Below are 19,447 nucleotides of genomic sequence, written 5' to 3'. Positions count from 1 at the left end.
CCCGCCATCGCGCGACGGGCCGACATCCCTGCCGGCCGCATCAGTCCGGCGGGTTGATTCGTGTCCACAGCGCCCGCGTCGATGCGTCGAGCCCGGCCCGCTGGCCCGGATCGAGAATCCGTTTCGCGAGCTGCTTGCCCAGCTCGACGCCCCACTGATCGAAGGGGTTGATGCCCCAGATCACCGCCTGCACGAAGGTGCGATGCTCGTAGAGCGCGAGCAGCGCACCCAGGTGATGGGCGTCCAGCCGCGGCAGCAGCAGGGTGCTGCTCGGCCGGTTTCCCGGGAATACGCGGTGCGGCACCGCCGCCTTGAGGGCGGCGCCCGACAACCCTGCGGCCTCGAGTTCGGCACGTACCTCGTCTGCGGTCTTGCCCGCCATCAGCGCGGCGGACTGCGCCAGGCAGTTGGCCACCAGCATCTGCTGCATCTCGTCGAACGGATGATCCGCCGACTGCGCGAGGATGAAATCGATGGCGTGCACCGCCGGCCCCTGGTGCAGCATCTGGAAGTAGGCGTGCTGGGCGTTGGTGCCCACGCTGCCCCAGAGGGCCGGTGTCGTGGCGTAGTCGACCGTGCGGCCGTCGCGATCCACGCGCTTGCCGTTCGACTCCATCTCCAGTTGCTGCAGCCAGCCGCAGAACAGCGACAGCCGCTGCGCATACGGCGCCACCACATGGCTGGCGCAGCCGAGGAAGTTCACGTTCCAGACGCCGAGCAATCCCATGAGCACCGGCAGGTTGTGCTCGGCGGGCGCATCGACGAAATGCCGGTCCATCGCCGCGGCGCCGGCGCACAGCGCATCGAAACGCTCCGGTCCGAGCGCGAGCACGATCGACAGGCCTACCGCGCTCCACAAAGAGTAGCGTCCGCCCACCCAGTCCCAGAACCCGAACATCGCGTCGCTGTCGATGCCGAAGCGCCCGACCTCCTCGGCATTGGTGGAGACGGCAACGAAGTGGCGCGCCACCGCCTCTTCGCCGAGAGCGTCCACCAGCCACGCGCGGGCGCGCCGTGCATTGGCCAGGGTCTCCTGGGTCGTGAAGGTCTTGCTGGTGACGATGAACAGCGTGCGCGCCGGCTCGAGTCGCGCGAGCAGCGCGTGCAGCTCGGCACCGTCGACGTTCGCGACGAAGTGCGGCCGGGGACCGTCGATCTGCGGCGCGAGCGCGGCACAAACCATGCGCGGCCCGAAGTCCGATCCGCCGATGCCGATGTTGACGACATCCGTGATGCGCTCGCCCGTCGCCCCTGTCCGCTCGCCATCGCGAACCGCCTGCGCGAACGCACGCATCGCCCGGCGAACGGCATGGACTTCGCCGGACACCGCTGCAAAGCGCGCATCGTCGGGCGAGGCCCGCAGGGCCATGTGCAGCGCGGCGCGATGCTCGGTGGCGTTGACCGCCTCGCCGGCGAACAACCGCTCGCGCCACTGGGCGAGTCCGCGATCATCGGCGAGCGCGAGCAGCGCCGCGCGTGCGGCATCGTCGATGCGCTGCTTGGAGTAGTCCAGGTGCAGGCCGCAGGCCTGCGCGGTATAGCGCTGCGCGCGTCCGGGGTCGTCGGCGAACAGCTCGCGCAGATGCGTCGGCTGCATGCGCGCGGCCTGCGCGGCCACCTGCTGCCAGGAACCGCTGCGAGTCAGGTCGTTCATGCGTCTGGGTATCGAGGCGATCCCCGAAGCCTAGCAGCCCCGTCCCCGACTGTTCACTGAACCGGATGCCGGTGGTCAGCGCCAGTGGTAGTTGAAGCTGATGCTGACGCGCTCCTCACCGACCGGATTGGCGGACACCTCGTGGCGCAGCCAGCTTTCGAACAGGATCACGTCGCCGGCACGCGCGCGATACTCGATGTGCGCGCGCTGGTCCGGCCGTCCGCGCGCGCGTCGCGCCGGCGCCGCCATCATCTTCGTCAGCCGCGGATCCTCGAACTTGAGGCCCGGGCTGCCCCGTGGCACGTCGACGTAGTAGGTGCCGCTGACCACGGCGTGCGGGTGGACGTGAAAGCTGTGGCTGCAACCCTGCGGCATGATGTTGAGCCAGCAGTCCGTCATCTCGAGACGACCGCCCCGCAGATCCCAGTCCAGCGCCCGCGCATAGGACGCCACATGCGGGTCGATGCGCTGGCGCAGGACGTCAAAGGTCGACGAGAAGCGTTGCAGGCGGTCGAGCGAGCCGTAGCTCGTATAGCCCAGCGGATAGCTGCGAGCCGACCACGCCCGCCCCGCCTCGTCGAAATCACGGATGCGCCGGCACTCGTCGAGCAGCTCCGCGTTGAACGCCCGCAGGCCGCGTGCCTGCAGGCGCTCGCTATAGATGAGTGTGGGGAACCAGGCGCGGACCGCAATCACACCGCGAGCTGCACCGGAATCGTGTTGGCGGTGCGTTCGACGCGGTTCTGGGCATCGAGGTAGACCAGACGCGGCTTGAGCGTGCGTGCAGCGGCCTGGTCCATCGTCGCGTAGGCGCAGATGATCACGCGGTCGCCGACGCGGGCCTTGTGGGCGGCAGCGCCGTTCACCGAGATGATGCCCGAGCCCGGTTCGGCCTTGATGGCGTAGGTGGTGAACCGCTCGCCGTTGGTGACGTTGTAGATGTCGATCTGCTCGAATTCGAGGATGCCCGCGAGCTCCAGCAACTTGGAGTCGATGGCGCAGGAACCGTCGTAGTCGAGTTCAGCGTGGGTCACGCAGGCGCGGTGCAGCTTGCACTTGAGCATATGCAGTTGCATGGCGATGCCTCTTCGGGAGCTTGGGGTCGTCGGTGGCCCACTAAGACATACACGCGACGGCCTGGGGGTCTGGCTACGGCGGGCGGCCCACTAAGACATACGCCCGTTTCGCGTGATCTCGATCACACGCGGAGGCCGGAGTCTAGCGGCATTCCCGCAGTGCATCAAATGCCTGTCATATTTGCCCCGACGGGGCCTGGATGTTGTCGATCAGGCGGGTCCGGCCGAGCTTCGCCGCCACCAGCACGACGAAGCGCTGCGTGGTCGCATCCGGCAGCCCCAGATCGGGCCGGCGGATCGCCAGGTACTGCACATCGAATCCCTTGTTCGCCAGAACCTTGCACTGCTCTTCCGAGATCGGTTCGAAGTCGCGGCGGCCCTCGTCGAGCGCTGCGGCCACGGCCTTCAGGGCGGCGTGCAGCGCCGGCGCGCGAGTGCGCTCCTCGGGGCTCAGGTACTGGTTGCGCGACGACAACGCCAGACCGTCGACATCACGCTGCGTGGGCACGCCGACGATCTCGATCGGCAGGTGCAGGTCTCGCACCATCTGCCGGATCACCGCGAGCTGCTGGTAGTCCTTCTCGCCGAACAGCGCGACATCCGGCTGCACGATGTTGAACAGGATGCTGACCACCGTCGCCACGCCGTCGAAGTGTCCGGGGCGGTGGGCGCCGTCGAGGTCCTCGGACACGCCGGGCACGTGCACGCTGCTCAGCGTTTCGCGGCCATGGGGATACATCTCGGCGACCGAGGGCGCGAAGAGCAGGTCGACCCCGGCGTCCTGCAGCGAGGCCTGATCCGCGGCCAGTGTCCGCGGGTAGCGCTCGAAGTCCTCGTTGGGTCCGAACTGCAGCGGGTTTACGAAGATGCTCGCGACGACGCGGTCGGCCTGCATCCGCGCCTGCTCCACGAGCCGCAGATGGCCCCGGTGCAGGTTGCCCATCGTCGGCACCAGGGCGATGCGCTGGCCGGCCGCGCGCCAGACAGCGAGCTGCGCGCGCAACTCGGTGATCGCGTGACGCGTGATCACTTGCGCCGTTTCCGCACCACGCCGGCTGGCGCCGGCCGCTTCAGCGCCGGGCGGGCCGTCCTGCCGGCCTTGTCGTTCCGGATGGCCGCCGGCGCCGGCACGTCGAAGCGGTGTTCCGGCGCCGGATACGCCCCGGACTTCACTTCGCGGACGTAGGCACGGACCGCCGACTCGATATCCGGCGTGCCCTGTTCCGCGGCACAGGTCATGTAGTTCTTCACGAACCGCGGCGTGCGCCCGAGCGTGACCATGGGCGAGACGTGCAGGATGTCGTGCAGGACCAGGATCTGGCCGTCGACCCGGTGACCGGCGCCGATGCCGATCACCGGCACCGGCGACTCGGCGGCGATGCGCGCCCCCAGCTCGGTGGGAATGCATTCGAGCAGCAGCAGATCGGCACCCGCCTCGGCGAGCACCCGCGCATCGTGGAGCATCGCCTCGGCAGCCGCCTCGTCGCGCCCCTGGATGCGGAAGGCACCCATCTTGTGCACGAACTGCGGCTGCAGGCCCAGATGGGCGCACACCGGCACGCCGCGAACCGACAGGTACTCGACGATGCTGGCCTGTTCGCGGCCACCTTCGAGCTTGACCATCTTGGCGCCGCCCTCCTGCATCACCCGCTGCGAGGCATCGAGCGCACGCTCTAGCGTCGCGTAGGACAGGAATGGCAGGTCCGCGACGAGGAAGGCGCGCGACAGGTGCGGCGCGACGCAGCGGCTGTGATAGACGATGTCATCGACGGTGACCGGCGTCGTCGTGCGACCGCCGTGCAGCACCATGCCGAGCGAGTCGCCGATCAGCACGAGGTCCACGCCGGCGCGGTCCTCGATCAGCGCGAAACTGGCGTCGTAGCAGGTCAGGCAGGCGATCTTTTCGCCACGCGCACGCATGTCGCGCAGCTCCGCGATGCTCACAGGCTTCGTGTTATCCATGTCTTGAGTGCTCCCCGGAGGCCATGCGGGAATGGAGGCCGTCCGATGGGGAATGCCGGTGGCCCACCAAGACATACACGCGGCATTCGGGGCATTGATACGAAGGGTGGCCCACCAAGGCATGCACCCGGACGATCCGCACGCGGGGCGCGGAGCACGGCGCAGTGTAGCCCATCGGACCGGCGGTTCAACCGGACTCCCAGCGTCGAAGACCCGTGCGATCGACCGACCGCGCCGCCTCGTCGATCAGCCCGACACCCGGTACCGTCGTGTCGGCGGCGATGTCGGCCCACGGCACCAGCACGAAGCTGCGCTGGCCGATGCCCGGATGCGGCAGCGTCAGCGTCTCGGTGGCGCAGTGCACACCGTCGACATGCAGCAGATCGAGATCGATCAGCCGCGGCCCCCACTTGACCGTGCGCAGCCGGCCCATGCCGCGCTCGATCGCCAGCAGCGCGTCCATCAGTGCCGGCGCCGCGAGTCCGGTTTTGAGGGCGCAGACGGCATTGCAGAAATCCGGCTGATCCGTCGGCCCCATCGGCGCACTGCGGTAGAACGGCGAGACGGCGAGCATCCGCCCGAGCGGATCGATGGCCTCGAGTGCCGTGCGCAACTGCGCAGGCGGATCACCGAGATTCGCGCCGAGCCCGATGAAGGCCCGCGTCATTGCGCCGGTGTCGGCGCGGGCGCGCCCGGACGCCGGCGTCGGCCGCCACGGCGGCGGCGTTTGCGTCGCGCCGGGGGCGCCACACCCTCGTCCCCGTCGGCAGCGTCGTCCGGTTCCGGGGCCGCCAACTCACCCGTCTGTGCCTGCGTCCATCCGTCCGCCAGCGCCTGCGGGACTTCGCCGCAGGCGGCGCGCAGCAGCAGGAAGTCGTAGGCGGCGCGAAACCGCGGATGCGTCAACAGCCGCTTCGCGCGCCCGCCGCGCGTCTGTTCGAGCCGCGGCTGCAGCGCCCAGATTTCCCGCATCGGCAGGCTGAAGCGCTTGGGGATCATGATCGTCGACAGCGTGCGCGCCAATACGCGCTCCGAGGCCTGCGAGATCGCGTCGTTGGGGTGCTGCCCTTCGGCCTGCAGCAGGCGCTGGTATTCGCGGACGACCCCGGGCCACAGCAGCGCGGCGTAGAGGAACGCCGGGCTGACGGTCTGGTCGTTGGCCAGCCGTTCGGCGGTGTTGACCAGCGCCTGGCGCAGGAACTCGCCGTAGCGCGCATCGCCCATCGCCGAATCGGTCACCGGCAGGATCTGCTTGAGCAATCCGTAGCGATGCAGTCCCTCGAGATTGGCGACGGCCTCGCGCGACTGCAGCAGCTTGATCACTTCGTCGAACAGCCGCGCCGGCGGAATCTCGCGCAGCAGTCCGGCGAGTTTCGGAATCGGCGCCGCGGTGTCCTTCTCGATCTCGAAGCTGAGCTTGTTGGCGATGCGCACCGCGCGCAGCATGCGCACCGGGTCCTCGCGATAGCGCAGCTCGGGGTCGCCGATCAGCCGGATCAGGCGTGCCTGCATGTCGTGCAGTCCGCCGGCAAAGTCGACGATCGCGTAATCGCGGATGTCGTAGTACAGCGCATTGACGGTGAAGTCGCGCCGGAACGCATCGGTCTCCAGCGTGCCGTATTCGTTGTCGGCGAGGATGCGCCCGGTCTCGTCGCGCTCGTGTTCGTCGGTGATGACCCCGCGGAAGGTCGTGACTTCGACCACCTCGCCGCCCCAGCGCACGTGGCAGATGACGAAACGCCGGCCGATCAGGCGGCAGGAGCGGAAGATGCGCTTGACGTCCTCGGGATGCGCATCGGTCGCGATGTCGAAGTCCTTGGGCGTCTCCCCCGCGAGCAGATCGCGCACACCGCCGCCGACGACATAAGCCTGGTAGCCCGCGTCCTTGAGTCCATACAGGGTCCGCAAGGTGGCCTGGGTGAACTGGCTGCGCGAGATCGGGTGCTCGGCTCGGGGAATGCGTCGGACTTCGATGCGTTCGGACCTTCTTTTGCGCGGAAACAGTGTCTTGAGCCAGTTCATTGGGCGCGCATATTGACCGCGCACCCCGCCCTAATCAACTGAGGCCGCTTCTGCGGCGCCGGCCAACGGCGTTTTCGCCGCACGAAAAAACCGGTTGAATCGCCGCGGCGCCCAACAGATAATACGCGCCCTTTGGCCGCACCGGCCGAAGGTCGTGGTCGCCGCGCTCCCATCGTCTAGAGGCCTAGGACGGAGCCCTCTCAAGGCTTAAACCCGGGTTCGAATCCCGGTGGGAGCGCCATTTCTTTGCGCGTTCACCGCGGCGCGCACCTTCGCGGTTGTTCGGCCCCTCCATGGGCCTCACCCCTCGCGGATGCTCGGGGCCGTCCTCACGGACGTCCGATTTCGCTCCGGCGAAATCGTCGAATCCCGGTGGGAGCGCCATTTTTCTCTTGGCGACCGATCTGCTTCTCCGGAGCTGGCCCCGACCCCAGCGCGACCAGCGTTCCGGCGATCAGTGAACGACGAAGCCGACCGCCGCGGTCTGCAGCGGCTCGGTCTCCCCGGATTCGACCACGGCGTGCAGGCGATGCTGCCCCCGCCGCAGCGGCCATGACCAGCGCGGCTCGATGCCCTCGCCCACCAGATCGCCGTCGACGTACCAGCGCACGCGCGTGGGAGTCCCCGACCAGGCCAGTTCGAAGTCGAAGCGCTCCAGTTCATCGGGAATGCGCGGATCGAGCGCCAGTTGAAGACCGTCGTACGGCTGCCGCAGCGTCGGCTGCGTGGGTTCAGGCGCCGCGGGGACGTCGATGGCGGACGATGCGCCCGCTCCGGGGGATTCCGCGCGAACCGGAACGGTTTCGCCGAGGCGGGCCAGCAGACTGCGCGCCAGCAGCGCCGGACCGCGCGCACCGCTCACGCCCTCGGTCTCCCGCCCCGAGAGGTTGCCGATCCACACCCCGACGACATGACGGCCGTCGTAGGCCAGCGTCCAGGCATCGCGATAGTCGCTGGACGTGCCGGTCTTGACCGCGGTACGCGCGGCAAAGCGCAGCAGGCCACCGTCGCCGAATTCGAGCAGTCGCATTGCCGGGTCGGACAGCACGGCGCTGGTCGCGCGAGCCGCGGCAGCGGAAAACACCACCGAGTCGCGCACGACGGCGCGCGGTTGCTCGAGCAGGGTCAGCGGCCGGAAGCGTCCTTCGCGGGCGAGCGCGGTGTAGGCCTGCACCAGTTCGTAGAGCGTCACCTCGCCGTTGCCGAGCGCGAGGCCGTCGCCGTAGAAGCGCGGATGGCGGTCGAGACCGGTGATGCCCAGGCGTCTCAGGACACCGAGGAAATGTTCCGCGCCGACGAACTGCAGCGCCTTGACCGCCGGGATGTTGAGGGAGTTTCCGAGCGCCTCGGCGACGGTGACCGAACCGTAGTGCACGCGACTGTAGTTGCGGTAGGCGTGCAGTCCGCCGTTCACGCGCTCGGCCAGCGGCGCGTCGTCGATTCGCGTCGCCGGACTCCAGCCGCGCTCGAACGCGGTGGCGTACAGCAGCGGCTTGAGCGTCGAACCCGGCTGCCGCGGCACGCGGACGGCATCGATGCCGACCGTCTGCGGGTGCGCCGCGTCGACGACCGCCCAGGCGCGGATGCGGTTGCCGTCCAAGTCGACGACGAGCGCGGCACCGTTGCGGGCGCCTTCGCGCTGCAGGTCGTGCAGGCGCTCGCGCAGGAAGCGCTCGGCATCCGCCTGCAGGGCGGCATCGAGGCTGCTGTGCACGGGGCCACCGCCCGGCACCATCTGCCGCAGGTGGTCGACGACGTGTGCGGCAGCCAGTGGTGTCGACTGACGTGCAAGACGCAGCGGCGCCGGCTGCCAGCCCGCCCCCTCCGCCAGCGCCGGATGCGACCGCAGGTGCTGCGCCAGGCGCCCGATGCCGGCGTCGAGCGCCTCGGTATCGCGGGCCAGTCGCGACGGCGCGCGCAACAGCACCGCCAGCGCCAGCATCTCGCGCGGCGCCAGCGTCTCGAGGCTGCGGCCAAAGTAGTACTGCGCCGCCGGCCGTACGCCGCGGCGGTTCGCGCCGTAGGGCACCTGGTTCAGATAGAACTCGAGAATCTCGGGCTTGGAGAAGCGGCGCTCCAGGCGCATCGCCTCCCAGCCCTCGATCCAGCGCGACCACAGCGTGCGCTCGCGCGGATGCAGCAGGCGTACGACCTGTTCGCTGATCGTGCTCGCACCGCGCACGACGCGACCGGCGCGCAGGTTCTGCCAGAGCGCCGCTGCGCGCCCCCGCCAGTCGATCCCGGCATGGGTATCGAAGCGGCGATCCTCGGCACCGATCACGGCGGCCACCAGCAGCGGCGGCACGTCGGCGAGGTTCACCTGTTCCGCCAGGTTCCAGCCGCCATCGTGCACGAGTTGCAGCGGACTGCCATGGCGATCGAGCACCGGCGGACGACGCGCATCCTGCGGCGGCACGAGACGCTCCGGCAGCGCGCGCTGCGCGAGCACGGTCGCCGTCAGGAGCACGACGACCGCCGATGCCGTCATGCCCGCGCAGGCGCGCATCCAGGTGCGGAAGGCAGGCATCCGGCGTCGCCGGATTCCCGCTTGCGCGGCACTGACGCTTGCGCCCCGCCCCTTCACGGCCCGGCGTTCTCCACGAGCAGGCGCGCCGCGGTGCCGTTGGCGTAGACGTCCGGCTCGTACATCTGCTCGGCATGCGGACGGTCGATGGCAAACTCGCCGGCCGCGACCGCCTGCCCGACCCAGACCAGCCGGTGATGCCCCTGGGGCAGCGCTTCGGCGTAGTGGCGCACGGCGTCGAAGCGCAGCTCGCGGTGGTAGAACGGCCACGGCCAGGCGCCATCGGCACCCAGTGCCTCGACATCGAGACCCGCGGTCGTGGCGAGGTCCGGGTTCAGCGGCTCGATGCCGCCGGGAACCGGATCGTCGACGACGACGTAGCTCATCCAGGCCGGCACCTGCAGGTCCAGCTCGACCTTCAGCAACTCGCCGCGCTGCAGCCGCAGCGGCACACCGGCAGACGTCTCCAGTGGCTGCCAGCGCCCGTCGCGCTGCACGGCGTAATGCCGTGTCAGCGTCAGTCCGGCGCTGACCGGCGGCGCGTCGGCCGGCTCCGCGTAGCGCAGCACGGTGCTCTGGTAGGCCCGTCCCTGGCCGCTCGCCGTGACCTGCAGATCGTGCGTACCCGGCGCGTCGAGCGCGTGGCGGAGCGAGGCCCCGGACCGCGCCTGCACGCTGGCCTCGCCGATGGTTTGCCCGTCGAGTTGCACGCGAACGTCGAGCGCCGCCGGTTCGGTCTCGTAGGCCTGCACATAGTCGATCAGCGCGCGCGTGCAGAACAGGTTCTCCTGGGTGTTGGCCCAGTGCGTGCGCACGCTGCGCGCCTGTTCGATGTGACGCACGAGCTTGACCGGCAAGGCCTGCCAGCCGTCGCGGGTCTGCTCGCCGACCAGGGCCGACAGCGCCGCGCAGTTCGAGCGCAGCGGCGATCCGAGCAACCACGTCCAGGCATCACCGTCGCCGTCCTGCAGCGACACCCGACCGGCGGACTCGTTGGCACGCGCCAGCACGCGCTCGCGCGCCGCGCGGGCCGGCGCGTCGGCACCGTCCACCTGTTGCGCGGCGACGAGCAGCAGGCTTTCGCCGAACAGACCCATCTCCGGCAGACGCGAGGCGTGGCGCGCGATCTCGGCGGCGTCGATCTTGCCGCGCGGCGCCAGCGCCGCGAGCACGACGGCGCGCAACTGCGCCCGTGCCGGCCGGCTGTCGTAGCCGCTGGCCGCCGGGTCTTCGCGCAGCAGGCGCAGCAGGTAGGCATCCAGCCGGTCCCAGACATCCGCCGGCGGCGCATGTCCCGCCGCCTGCAGCCAGCCGAAGGCGAGGCCGGTGAACGCCGACAGGTAGGGGCTCGCGTAGGCATCGGTGGCGACGAAGTACGCCATTCCGCCGCCCGGTGCCTGGAAGCCGATCGCCTCGTCGAGCACCTGTTTCGGCAGTGCGGCCGCCTCGGGCCACTCGGCCGCGAGATCCGTACGGGTGCTCAAGGCCGAGAAGTGTGCGGCCATGACCGCCCGGCTGAGCTTCTGCTCCCAGCAGGTGTACGGATAGTCGCGCATCTGCCCGAAGACACCGCCGAGCGAACCCAGCAGCGTCGGTGACCACTGCAGCTGCAAGCTGGCGTCGAGCACGTCCGCCGGCACCTGCAGCGTCCGTTGCAAGGGCGCGTCCACGGTCAGGTCCGCGAGATCGGCGGCGGCGGCGGTCATGCGCCGTTGTCGCACCGGGACGACGTGCACGAGCGCGTCGTGGTCCTCGTCGTCGCCGGCCTGTGCCTCGAAGCGCAGCGGCGCGTCCGATTCCACCGTGAGCGGCAACGCGACGCGGGCGCGCTCGAACGGCGCCAGCGCCACGCGCTGTGTCGTCTCGCCACGGGCGCCCCCATCGACGCGGATGGCGACCTCGATGCGCCGCTGCGCGTCGGCACGGTTGAGCACCGTGAACGCGGCCTCGAAGCGGTCACCGACCGCCAGCTGGTTGGGCATCGCCGGCCGCAGTTCGGTGGGCTTGGAGACAGGCACCACGCGCTGCCCCAGGCCCATGCGGTCGGTCGGCGTGACCGCGAGCGCGAGCACGCGCCAGCCGGTGAGCTGGTCCGGCAGCGCGAACGAGACACGGGCGCCGCCATCGGCATCCGCCGGCAGCGACGGATTCCAGTAGGCGACGAAGCGCTCGATCGAGCGCAGCGACAGATCGGCGCCGCCATCGCCGCCGGGGTTCGCCCCTTTCTTCTCGAACTTCTGCCGTCCGACGAGGCGCGTCAGCAGGCTGAAGTTGGCCAGGTCGAGCGGATCGAGCGCAGTCAGCCCCTTGAGCGGATCGAAGTAGTCGCTGCCGCTGCGGATCAGGTCGAACACTGCCTCGTCGAGCACCGCGACGGCGAACTCCACCGGCTCGCCGGTCGGCTGCCGCGGACGCGCCTGCAGCACCAGCGTCACGGTCTCGCGCGGCCGGTACTGCTCGCGATCGGCCTTCACCTCGACGTCGATCTGCCGCCATGGCTCGTCGACGGCCAGCGGCGCATAGCCCATGCGGAACGTCGGCTTGCCCAGGTCGACGCCCTGCGCCGGCGGCGTGTCGACACGCGGCGACATCACGATCACCGACACATAGGCGCCGGGGACGAACTCCGGGGTCACCGGAATCTCGATCACCGGCGTTGCCGTTTCCAGGACCTCGACGCGCCGGTCGATGACGCCGTAGCGCTCGACCGTGATCAGGGCCGTCGCGCCGGGAAACGGGTTGTGCACCAAGAACCGCGCCGTGTCACCGACGCGCCAGCTCTCGCGCTCGGCGTCGAGTTCGAGGCTGTAGTCCGCCGGTTCCTCCCACAGCACCGCCCCCCGGCCCTGCGCATACAGCCATTGCCGGGTTTCGTGCAGGCGGTCGCGCGAGTCGCGCACCATGGCGGTGACGCGATACTCGCCCGCCGCATCCGGCGTGAAGGTGCAGACCGCCGGGCGGTCCGTCGAACGGCCGGGGCAGGTCTCGATACGTTCCCACTCGTGCGTGTAGCGCGTGATGTAGGCGTTGCCGGCGCCCTTCACGCGGGCGCCGTGCGTGCGCTTGCGTTCGACCTTGACGTAGGTTGGCGCTCCGCTGCGCGGCTCGCCGTCGGCGTCGACGACGAGGGTCTGCAGCTCGGCCGGCTCTCCGGCCGTCAGCACCCAGCCGTCGTAGCGCAGGCCGATGTAGCGATCCCTTCCGTGATACGGCAGCGACGCGCGCGCGGCGATGCTGCGCCCGCGATCGTCCTCGACGCTGCCTTCGAGCAGCAGGCGCCCGTAGCGCACCGGCCCGTCGGCAGCGGACAGCGTCGTGGTCCACATGCCTTCGCCGTCGAGGCGTGCGCGTTCGTCGAGCAGCGGCAGCACGTCGCGCGCGTCCGGCGCACTGCTGTCGAAGTGGAAGCCGCGGGCCACCTTGTGTGCGGACGAAAACGGCGCCGCCTCCAGGCGCGCGAGCGCGCGCAGCGGCGCCGCGCTGAACGGCCCGCCGCCATGCAGGCGCGCCTGCACATGCGCCTCGACCGGCTGATCCGGCGTTGCGGCCCGGGCGCGCAACTCGGCGCTGACGCGAAATGGCGCCGGCACGAAATCGGCGACCAGCACCCGCAGGGCCTCGAAGACCGCGTGCTCGTCGTCCTCGCGGCGCAGCTCGAAGCGATACCAGCCCACGGGCGCCGACTTCGCCAGCACCAGTTCGCCGTCGAGTGCGCCGAAGGCACTGAGGGTCTGCCCGCTGCGTTCATGGACCGCCGTCCCGGTCGGGTCGTAGACGACGAGCCGGTACTCGCCTTCCGGCGCCGCCGCCAGTCGCGCACCGGCATCGTCGCGGACGTAGACCTTGTACTGGATGGTCTCCCCGGCCCGGTACACACCCTGCGCCGTCGTGCCCCAGACGCGCAGATGGCCGTACCGCGCGCGGCGCCAGGCCGAGACCTGCTCGCGCGACGCGCGCCAGGTGTCGACCGCGAAATCGTGTTCCAGCGGCAACAGCGCGAAATCGTCGCCGCGCCGCACGTGAACCGCCAGCGCCTGCTCGCCGCTCTCCCAGGCGCGGTCGAGCTGCGGGTCGAGACGCCCGCTGCCCGCGAGCAGCACGATGCCCTGTGCATCGGTCGTGCCCTGCGCCAGAACCTCGTCGCCACCGAGGATCGTCACCTGCGCGTCGGCCACCGCCTGCCCGTCGTCCAGGCGCGTCACCCAGACCAGGCTGTTGGCGTGACCGAGCTTGACGTGAACCTGGAACGGCGTGAGCTGTGCGAAGAAGCGGCGCGGGTGACCGGTGTCCGGCTCCGTTCGCAGCTCGCCGCGGATGGCGCCGCTGTGGCGACCGACCATCCCGCGCACATCGAGCGGCATTGCGAACGCGAGGTTGCGCACCGGCTCGACGGGGACGCGGTGCTCGAGATCGCCGCTGCGCCCCTGCGCGTCGATACGCGTGTATCGCGCCACCATGGCCTCGAGATTGGTCACGATGGCCGGCACCTCCGTATCGAGACCGGCCTCCAGCACCGCGTTGTCATGCTCGAACACCAGCGCCGGCCGGCGTGCACCGGTGGCGAGCTCGATCTCGCCGCCGCGCGCCAGAGGGCGCTCGAAGCGGTCGGTCAGGTTGGCGTCGAGACGCAGGCGGTAGCGGCTCTCGGCGGAGAACGCGAACGGCAGCCGCACCCGGTAGACCTGACCGGCAGCATGGCGCCAGGCAACCGGGCGCGCATCGCCGGCATTGGCCCAGGGGTCGTAGTCGGGGTCCTGCGGCAGCGGCGGGGACGGTTCGATCGCCAGGTGCTCGCGCAGCGCCGCGACCGCCACCGGCGCGCTGAACACCAGCTCGATGCCGTCGAGCGGCGAGCAGCCGGTCGCGGCAACGCCCGGTGCGAAGCGGCGTTCGGCCTTGCCCACCTGGCAGGCCAGGCCGAGCCAGCGCGGTTCCGGAAAGGTGTGGAACGCGGTCGTGTTGTCCTGCGCCTGACCGGGCTGCGTGCCCTGGGCGGAGACCAGACCGGCACCGACCTGCAGGTTCACCGTGCGGTCGGCCGGCAAGGGCTCGCGCGGCCACAGCCGCCACAGTTCACGCGCCTCGCCCTGCGGCGTATAGAACGGCGTCGTCGAGTCGAACAGGTCCGGTTCGACCTCGACCGCGCCACCGAAACGCAGCGCCTGCACCACCGATGCAGCCGTCACCGGCAGGTTGAAGCGCAGTTGCAGTTCCGGCTGCGTCGGCGCACGCCAGGACGCCACGCCGGCATACAGCAGCCGCGGCCGCTCGGTGACGAACGCGTGTGCGACGGCCTTGCGCAGCACCACGCCGTCGAGTGCCGTCGTTCCGGCCTCGACGTCGACCCGATAGGCCGTTGCCGGCTGCAGGCCGTCATCGGGCAGGTCGCAGGCCAGGAGCTGCGGATCGAGCCAGCGCCAGCGGCAGCCGGGATCGGGCGCCACGCGCGCGGGCACCTCGTCGGAGCCCCGCTGCATGCGCCCCAGCGGCACCATCGCCCGGTCGAAGGCGATGACGATCTGACGCTCGCCGCGCACGTCGTCGCCTGCGGGCGTGATGCGGGTGACGCGCAGATCCGCAGCGTGGGCGGCGACGGCGAACAGGCCGGCGAGCAGCGCGAGCACCCTAGCCATGGCTCACCTGGATGCGGGCATAGAGCGCGCCGTTCTCGTCGCCGACGAGGCGAATCAGTTGCAGACCCGGCAGCTCGCGCCAGACCAGACTGTGCGCGTCCTCCTCGGTGGGCGGCTGGACCGGCAGGCCGAGCCGCTGCAGCGCCTGGGCATCGAGCGGATAGCGTCCGTACGGAAAGCCGATCGTGATCCAGTCGGCGTGGTCGTCGATGTAGACCACCTCGACGCCGGCCGCGTAGCGGCAACGCCGGCTGTGCAGCGCGGCCTCGCAGCCCAGGGGTCGCCCCAGCACCCGTTCGGCTTCCTCGCGCGGCTTGCCGGCGAAGTCGGCGAGCGGCCAGTCCGCCGCGGAGTCGGCCGCCGGCAGGTTCTCGAAGGCGGCCTCGTAGTCATAGCCGCTGCGCTGCGACCACATCCACACGCCGCCTGCGCACAGGGCTACGAGCAACACCACTATCGAAACGATCTTGTTCATGAACCTGGAGCGACGCCCTTGTCGTCATGAGTCTGGATGCCGGGCGCGCAGTATGGCGCCTCGCTGCCGCGCCTGACGGGCATGAAATAATGGCGGACTGATCATGCACCTCATCCTGCTCATCGCCACCCTCGCAGCGCTCGCGTCCGGACCGCTGTGGTACCTGCTTGCGCGCCGGCGCCTGGCACTGCTGTCGTTCCTCGACGGCTTCGTGCTGGTGAGCATCAGCGGCCTGGTCCTGCTCGACGTGATGCCCGAGGCCTTTGCCGACGGCGGCTGGTGGAGCCTGGGCTTTCTGGTCACCGGCCTGATCGGGCCCACGCTGCTCGAGCACGGCCTGAGCCGCGTCCGCCGCGGCGCGCACCTGGCGGCGCTGGCACTCGCCATCGTCGGGCTGGTCCTGCACAGCCTGGGCGACGGCGCCGCGCTGATCGCCGAGGACATCCATACCCACGGCGCCCTGGGCCTGGCGATCGCCATCCACAGCGTACCGGTGGGCCTGGTGGTCTGGTGGCTGCTGTACCCGGTGTTCGGCGCCTGGCTACCCGCCCTGGCGCTGGTGGCGATGTGCATCGGCACCGTCGTCGGCTACACCTTCGGCGTGACCGTTGCGGCGTTGCTGGGCACGGACGGCTGGGCGTGGTTCCAGGCGCTGATCGCGGGCTCGATCCTGCATGTGATCTTCGGGCGGCCGCATCTGGACGAGGACACGGCGCACCATCATTCGGTGGCGCCATTCGAGGGGCTCGGCAACCTCGCCGCGCTGGCGGTGCTGGCATTGCTGACCTTCGCGCACGGCGACGACCCGGCGGTGTCACCCTTCGTTCGCGCCAGCCTGGAACTCGCGCTGATGGCGGCGCCGCTGTTGCTCGGCGCCCATGTGCTTGCGGGCGTGATCGCCGGATGCGGTTTCTGGCGCGGGCGCGATCCCGGCCGCGGCATGCAGCGCCTGGGCTGCGCCCTTCGCGCCGGCTTCGTCGATGCCGTCGACCGCAGCGCGGCCTATGTGCTGGCCAGCCTCGCGCTGGGCGCGCTGCTGCTCACCGGCGAGGTCGACGCGGCGCAGCCGGTCGCCGCCGGCTGGACACGATGGGCCAGCCTCGTTGCGCTTGTCGCGCTCTACGCACTGGCGCTGCTGCGTCGCGGCGGCCGCGCCTGGCTGCTCGACCTGTTCGGCGGCGGGCACGCCGCCGGGCACTGAGCCCCTGCAGACCTTAGCTGCGCGCGTCCCGTCGAGTCGGCGGATTGACCCAGCGCACCTCGACACCGGTGCGCCTGGCCTCGCGTTCGACAGCGGCCACACGGTCCCGGTCGACCCACGGATCGCCGTAGGCGCCGACGGTAGCGGGCTGGCTGGCGCAACCGGCGGCAAGGCCGGCGACGAGAAGTGCTGCGAGGAATTTCGCGCGTGTCATGGCGAGACCTCCTGTCGGATCAGGCCGCTGCTTGGGGCGGCAGCACCGAGAATACGCCTGCCCGGCAGGCGCGCAGCCCCTCTCCGACGAGCGGCCGGGCGCCCCGAACAGGACAAGCGCGGACCGGGCGGCCTTTTTCTGTATAATCCGCGCCCCCATCGCCTGGTCGCGGGCGGTGGTTTTCCATTTCTGGAGTGTCTGATGAAAGAAAACTTTGTCGTCATCGCCGAGAGCCGCGCTGACCAGGGCAAGGGTGCGAGCCGCCGCCTGCGTCGCGAGGGCAAGATCCCGGCCATCGTCTACGGCGGCGGCGAGACGCCGACGTCCGTGTCCCTGTCCGCCAACGAGATGGCCAAGCATCTGAAGGTCGAGGCCTTCTACTCGCATCTGCTCACCCTCAAGCTGGACGGCACCGAACAGCAGGTCGTGCTCAAGGATCTGCAGCGCCATCCGGTCAGCGGATACGCCACACACGCCGACTTCCAGCGCGTGCAGGCGGACAAGCTGCTGCGCATGCACGTGCCGCTGCACTTCAAGGGCGAGACCGTCGCCCCGGGCGTGAAGACCGGCGGCGGCATCGTCGAGCACCACCTGAACCAGGTCGAGGTCGAGTGCCTGCCGAAGGATCTGCCGGAGTACATCGAGGTCGATCTGTCGAGCATGCAGGTCAACGAGTCGATCCATCTGTCCGAGCTGACGCTGCCGCAGGGCGTGACCCTGCTCGAGCTCAAGCACGACAACGACCAGTCGGTCGTCTCGATCCACCTGCCGCGTGCCGCGATCGAGGAAGAGGCGCCGGCCGCCGACGCCCCGGCCGAGGGCGCCGCTGCCGACGCGAAGAAGGAAGAGAAGAAGTAAGGATCGCCCGGCGATCCCGCGGCCCGTCCGTGCCCCAGCGCCCGGGCGGGCCGTTTCGTTTGCACGACCGCTCGCATCACCGACATGGCCTCGTCGACTGAACTGCACGCAATCGTCGGACTCGGCAATCCCGGCGACGAGTACGCGCGCACGCGACACAACGCCGGTTTCTGGTGTATCGACCGGCTCGCCGACCGGGCACGCGCGGCGATGCGGCGCGAGGCCAAGTTCCACGGCGAGTTCGGTCGCATCGAACTGGGCGGCAGCGACGTGCTGCTGCTCAAGCCGTCGACCTTCATGAACCGCAGCGGCCAGGCGGTACAGGCGCTCGCGCAGTTCTACAAGCTCACGCCGGATCGCGTGCTCATCGTTCACGACGAGCTCGACCTGCCGGCGGGGACCGTGCGCCTGAAGCTCGGCGGCGGTCACGGCGGGCACAACGGGCTGCGCGACGTGCACCGGGCGCTCGGGCCGGACTACCGCCGTCTGCGCGTGGGCATCGGACATCCGGGCGACAAGACCCTGGTGCTGAACTACGTGCTCGGGCGCCCCAGCCGCGACGACGAGAGCGCGATCGTCGACGGTATCGACCTGTCGCTCGACGCGCTCGAGACCTGGCTGTCGCGCGGCTGGGAACGCGCCATCAACCAGCTTCACAGCAAGGCAGTCTGAAGAGAACACCATGGGCATCCAATGCGGCATCGTCGGCCTGCCGAACGTCGGCAAGTCCACCCTGTTCAACGCGCTGACCAAGGCGCAGATCGCGGCCGAGAACTATCCGTTCTGCACCATCGACCCCAACGTCGGCGTCGTGCCGGTGCCGGACGCGCGTCTCGATGCGCTGGCGGCCATCGCCAAGCCGCAGCGCCTGCTGCCGGCCACGGTGGAGTTCGTCGACATTGCCGGCCTCGTGGCGGGCGCCAGCAAGGGCGAGGGCCTGGGCAACCAGTTCCTCTCGCACATCCGCGAAACCGACGCGATCGCCCACGTGACGCGCTGCTTCGACAACCCGGACGTGATCCACGTCGCCGGCTCGACAGATCCGATCCGTGACATCGAGATCATCAACACCGAGCTGGCGCTGGCCGATCTCGACACCGTCGCCAAGGCCGCCGAGCGCGCCGCGCGCGCAGCCAAGACCGGTAACAAGGAGGCGATTGCCAAGCATGAGCTGCTCAAGCGCGTGCAGGCCCATCTGGACGGCGGACGGCCGGTGCGCGCGCTCGAGCTGACTGCCGAGGAGCGCCTGGAGCTGCGCGAGCTGCACCTGATCACCGCCAAGCCGGCGCTGTACATCGCCAACGTCGACGAGGCCGGCCTGACCCAGGGCAACGACTACCTCAAGGCAGTGCAGGACTACGCGGCAGCCGAGAACGCCCAGGTCGTGACCGTTTGCGCGGCGATCGAGGCCGAGATTGCCCAGCTCGACGACGCCGACAAGGCCGCGTTCCTGACCGATCTCGGACTCGAGGAACCCGGCCTCAACCGCGTGATCCGCGGCGCCTACAGCCTGCTCGGCCTGCAGACCTACTTCACCGCGGGCGAACAGGAAGTGCGTGCCTGGACGGTGAAGGTCGGTGCCACCGCCCCGCAGGCGGCCGGCGTCATCCACACCGACTTCGAGAAAGGCTTCATCCGCGCCGAAGTCATCGCCTATGCCGACTACATTGCCGGCCAGGGCGAGGCGGGCGCCAAGGAGGCCGGCAAGTGGCGGCTAGAGGGCAAGGAGTACGTCGTTCAGGACGGCGACGTCATGCACTTCCGCTTCAACGTCTGAGCGGCCGGCACGCAAGCCTTCACGAAACCCGCGGATTTCCTTAAACTTCGC

The 19,447-nt window shown here is 70.0% G+C and carries 15 protein-coding genes and 1 tRNA gene; 5 read left to right on the top strand and 11 right to left on the bottom strand.

Annotated elements, in window-relative coordinates:
* Positions 1 to 40 precede the first annotated feature (40 nt).
* The 7 genes from pgi to pcnB form a co-directional block, all read right to left on the bottom strand.
* Positions 41 to 1,654 (bottom strand): glucose-6-phosphate isomerase, encoded by a 1,614-nt coding sequence (gene pgi / locus C8D93_RS00680; protein WP_110263249.1) that lies wholly within the window; start codon positions 1,652 to 1,654, stop codon positions 41 to 43.
* Between the two features lie 75 nt (positions 1,655 to 1,729).
* Positions 1,730 to 2,350: a TIGR02466 family protein gene (locus C8D93_RS00675; protein WP_110263248.1), complete on the bottom strand. Its 621-nt coding sequence runs from the start codon at positions 2,348 to 2,350 to the stop codon at positions 1,730 to 1,732.
* The gene (panD, locus tag C8D93_RS00670; protein WP_110263247.1) at positions 2,347 to 2,730 is read right to left on the bottom strand and encodes an aspartate 1-decarboxylase; all 384 of its coding nucleotides are present in this window, start codon (positions 2,728 to 2,730) and stop codon (positions 2,347 to 2,349) included. Before panD ends, C8D93_RS00675 begins: the two co-directional genes overlap by 4 nt.
* A gap of 175 nt (positions 2,731 to 2,905) precedes the next feature.
* Complete coding sequence (panC, locus tag C8D93_RS00665; RefSeq protein ID WP_110263246.1) at positions 2,906 to 3,760, bottom strand: pantoate--beta-alanine ligase; 855 nt, start codon at positions 3,758 to 3,760, stop codon at positions 2,906 to 2,908.
* Positions 3,757 to 4,692, bottom strand: a complete 936-nt coding sequence (gene panB, locus C8D93_RS00660; protein ID WP_110263245.1) for a 3-methyl-2-oxobutanoate hydroxymethyltransferase — start codon at positions 4,690 to 4,692, stop codon at positions 3,757 to 3,759. Before panB ends, panC begins: the two co-directional genes overlap by 4 nt.
* A 187-nt stretch (positions 4,693 to 4,879) precedes the next feature.
* On the bottom strand, positions 4,880 to 5,359 hold the full coding sequence (gene folK / locus C8D93_RS00655) for a 2-amino-4-hydroxy-6-hydroxymethyldihydropteridine diphosphokinase (protein WP_110263244.1): 480 nt from the start codon (positions 5,357 to 5,359) through the stop codon (positions 4,880 to 4,882).
* Positions 5,356 to 6,714, bottom strand: coding sequence for a polynucleotide adenylyltransferase PcnB (gene pcnB, locus C8D93_RS00650; protein ID WP_110263243.1), 1,359 nt, complete (start codon positions 6,712 to 6,714; stop codon positions 5,356 to 5,358). The genes folK and pcnB overlap by 4 nt, the downstream gene beginning before the upstream one ends.
* Positions 6,715 to 6,879: 165 nt before the next feature.
* Here pcnB and C8D93_RS00645 point away from each other — a divergent pair.
* A tRNA-Glu gene (locus tag C8D93_RS00645) sits at positions 6,880 to 6,955 on the top strand.
* A 213-nt stretch (positions 6,956 to 7,168) separates the two neighbouring features.
* On the opposite strand, the gene C8D93_RS00640 is transcribed toward C8D93_RS00645, so the two are convergent.
* From C8D93_RS00640 to C8D93_RS00630, 3 genes are read right to left on the bottom strand one after another with little or no spacing between them, the layout of a single operon-like run.
* Entirely contained in the window at positions 7,169 to 9,241 is a 2,073-nt protein-coding gene (locus C8D93_RS00640; protein WP_110263242.1) for a transglycosylase domain-containing protein, read from the bottom strand.
* 53 nt (positions 9,242 to 9,294) lie between these two features.
* Complete coding sequence (locus tag C8D93_RS00635) at positions 9,295 to 14,871, bottom strand: alpha-2-macroglobulin family protein (RefSeq protein WP_110263241.1); 5,577 nt, start codon at positions 14,869 to 14,871, stop codon at positions 9,295 to 9,297.
* Positions 14,864 to 15,346, bottom strand: coding sequence for a hypothetical protein (locus tag C8D93_RS00630; protein ID WP_110263240.1), 483 nt, complete (start codon positions 15,344 to 15,346; stop codon positions 14,864 to 14,866). The genes C8D93_RS00635 and C8D93_RS00630 overlap by 8 nt, the downstream gene beginning before the upstream one ends.
* Before the next feature lie 103 nt (positions 15,347 to 15,449).
* Between C8D93_RS00630 and C8D93_RS00625 the strand changes: the two genes are divergently transcribed.
* On the top strand, positions 15,450 to 16,547 hold the full coding sequence (locus tag C8D93_RS00625; RefSeq protein WP_110263239.1) for a ZIP family metal transporter: 1,098 nt from the start codon (positions 15,450 to 15,452) through the stop codon (positions 16,545 to 16,547).
* A gap of 13 nt (positions 16,548 to 16,560) precedes the next feature.
* On the opposite strand, the gene C8D93_RS00620 is transcribed toward C8D93_RS00625, so the two are convergent.
* Positions 16,561 to 16,761, bottom strand: coding sequence for a hypothetical protein (locus C8D93_RS00620; RefSeq protein WP_110263238.1), 201 nt, complete (start codon positions 16,759 to 16,761; stop codon positions 16,561 to 16,563).
* Positions 16,762 to 16,962: 201 nt separating this feature from the next.
* Between C8D93_RS00620 and C8D93_RS00615 the strand changes: the two genes are divergently transcribed.
* The 3 genes from C8D93_RS00615 to ychF all read left to right on the top strand — a co-directional run bounded on the left by C8D93_RS00615 (position 16,963) and on the right by ychF (position 19,396).
* Entirely contained in the window at positions 16,963 to 17,619 is a 657-nt protein-coding gene (locus C8D93_RS00615; protein WP_110263237.1) for a 50S ribosomal protein L25/general stress protein Ctc, read from the top strand.
* 84 nt (positions 17,620 to 17,703) lie between these two features.
* The gene (gene pth, locus C8D93_RS00610; RefSeq protein ID WP_110263236.1) at positions 17,704 to 18,291 is read left to right on the top strand and encodes an aminoacyl-tRNA hydrolase; all 588 of its coding nucleotides are present in this window, start codon (positions 17,704 to 17,706) and stop codon (positions 18,289 to 18,291) included.
* Between the two features lie 10 nt (positions 18,292 to 18,301).
* Positions 18,302 to 19,396 carry a redox-regulated ATPase YchF gene (gene ychF / locus C8D93_RS00605; RefSeq protein ID WP_110263235.1) on the top strand — a complete coding sequence of 365 codons (1,095 nt, stop codon included), beginning with the start codon at positions 18,302 to 18,304 and terminating at the stop codon, positions 19,394 to 19,396.
* Positions 19,397 to 19,447: the final 51 nt, after the last annotated feature.

It is taken from the genome of Sinimarinibacterium flocculans, assembly GCF_003201205.1.
In the GTDB taxonomy this organism is placed as follows: Bacteria; Pseudomonadota; Gammaproteobacteria; order Nevskiales; family Nevskiaceae; genus Solimonas; species Solimonas flocculans.
This window is presented reverse-complemented; position numbering and strand designations above follow the sequence as displayed.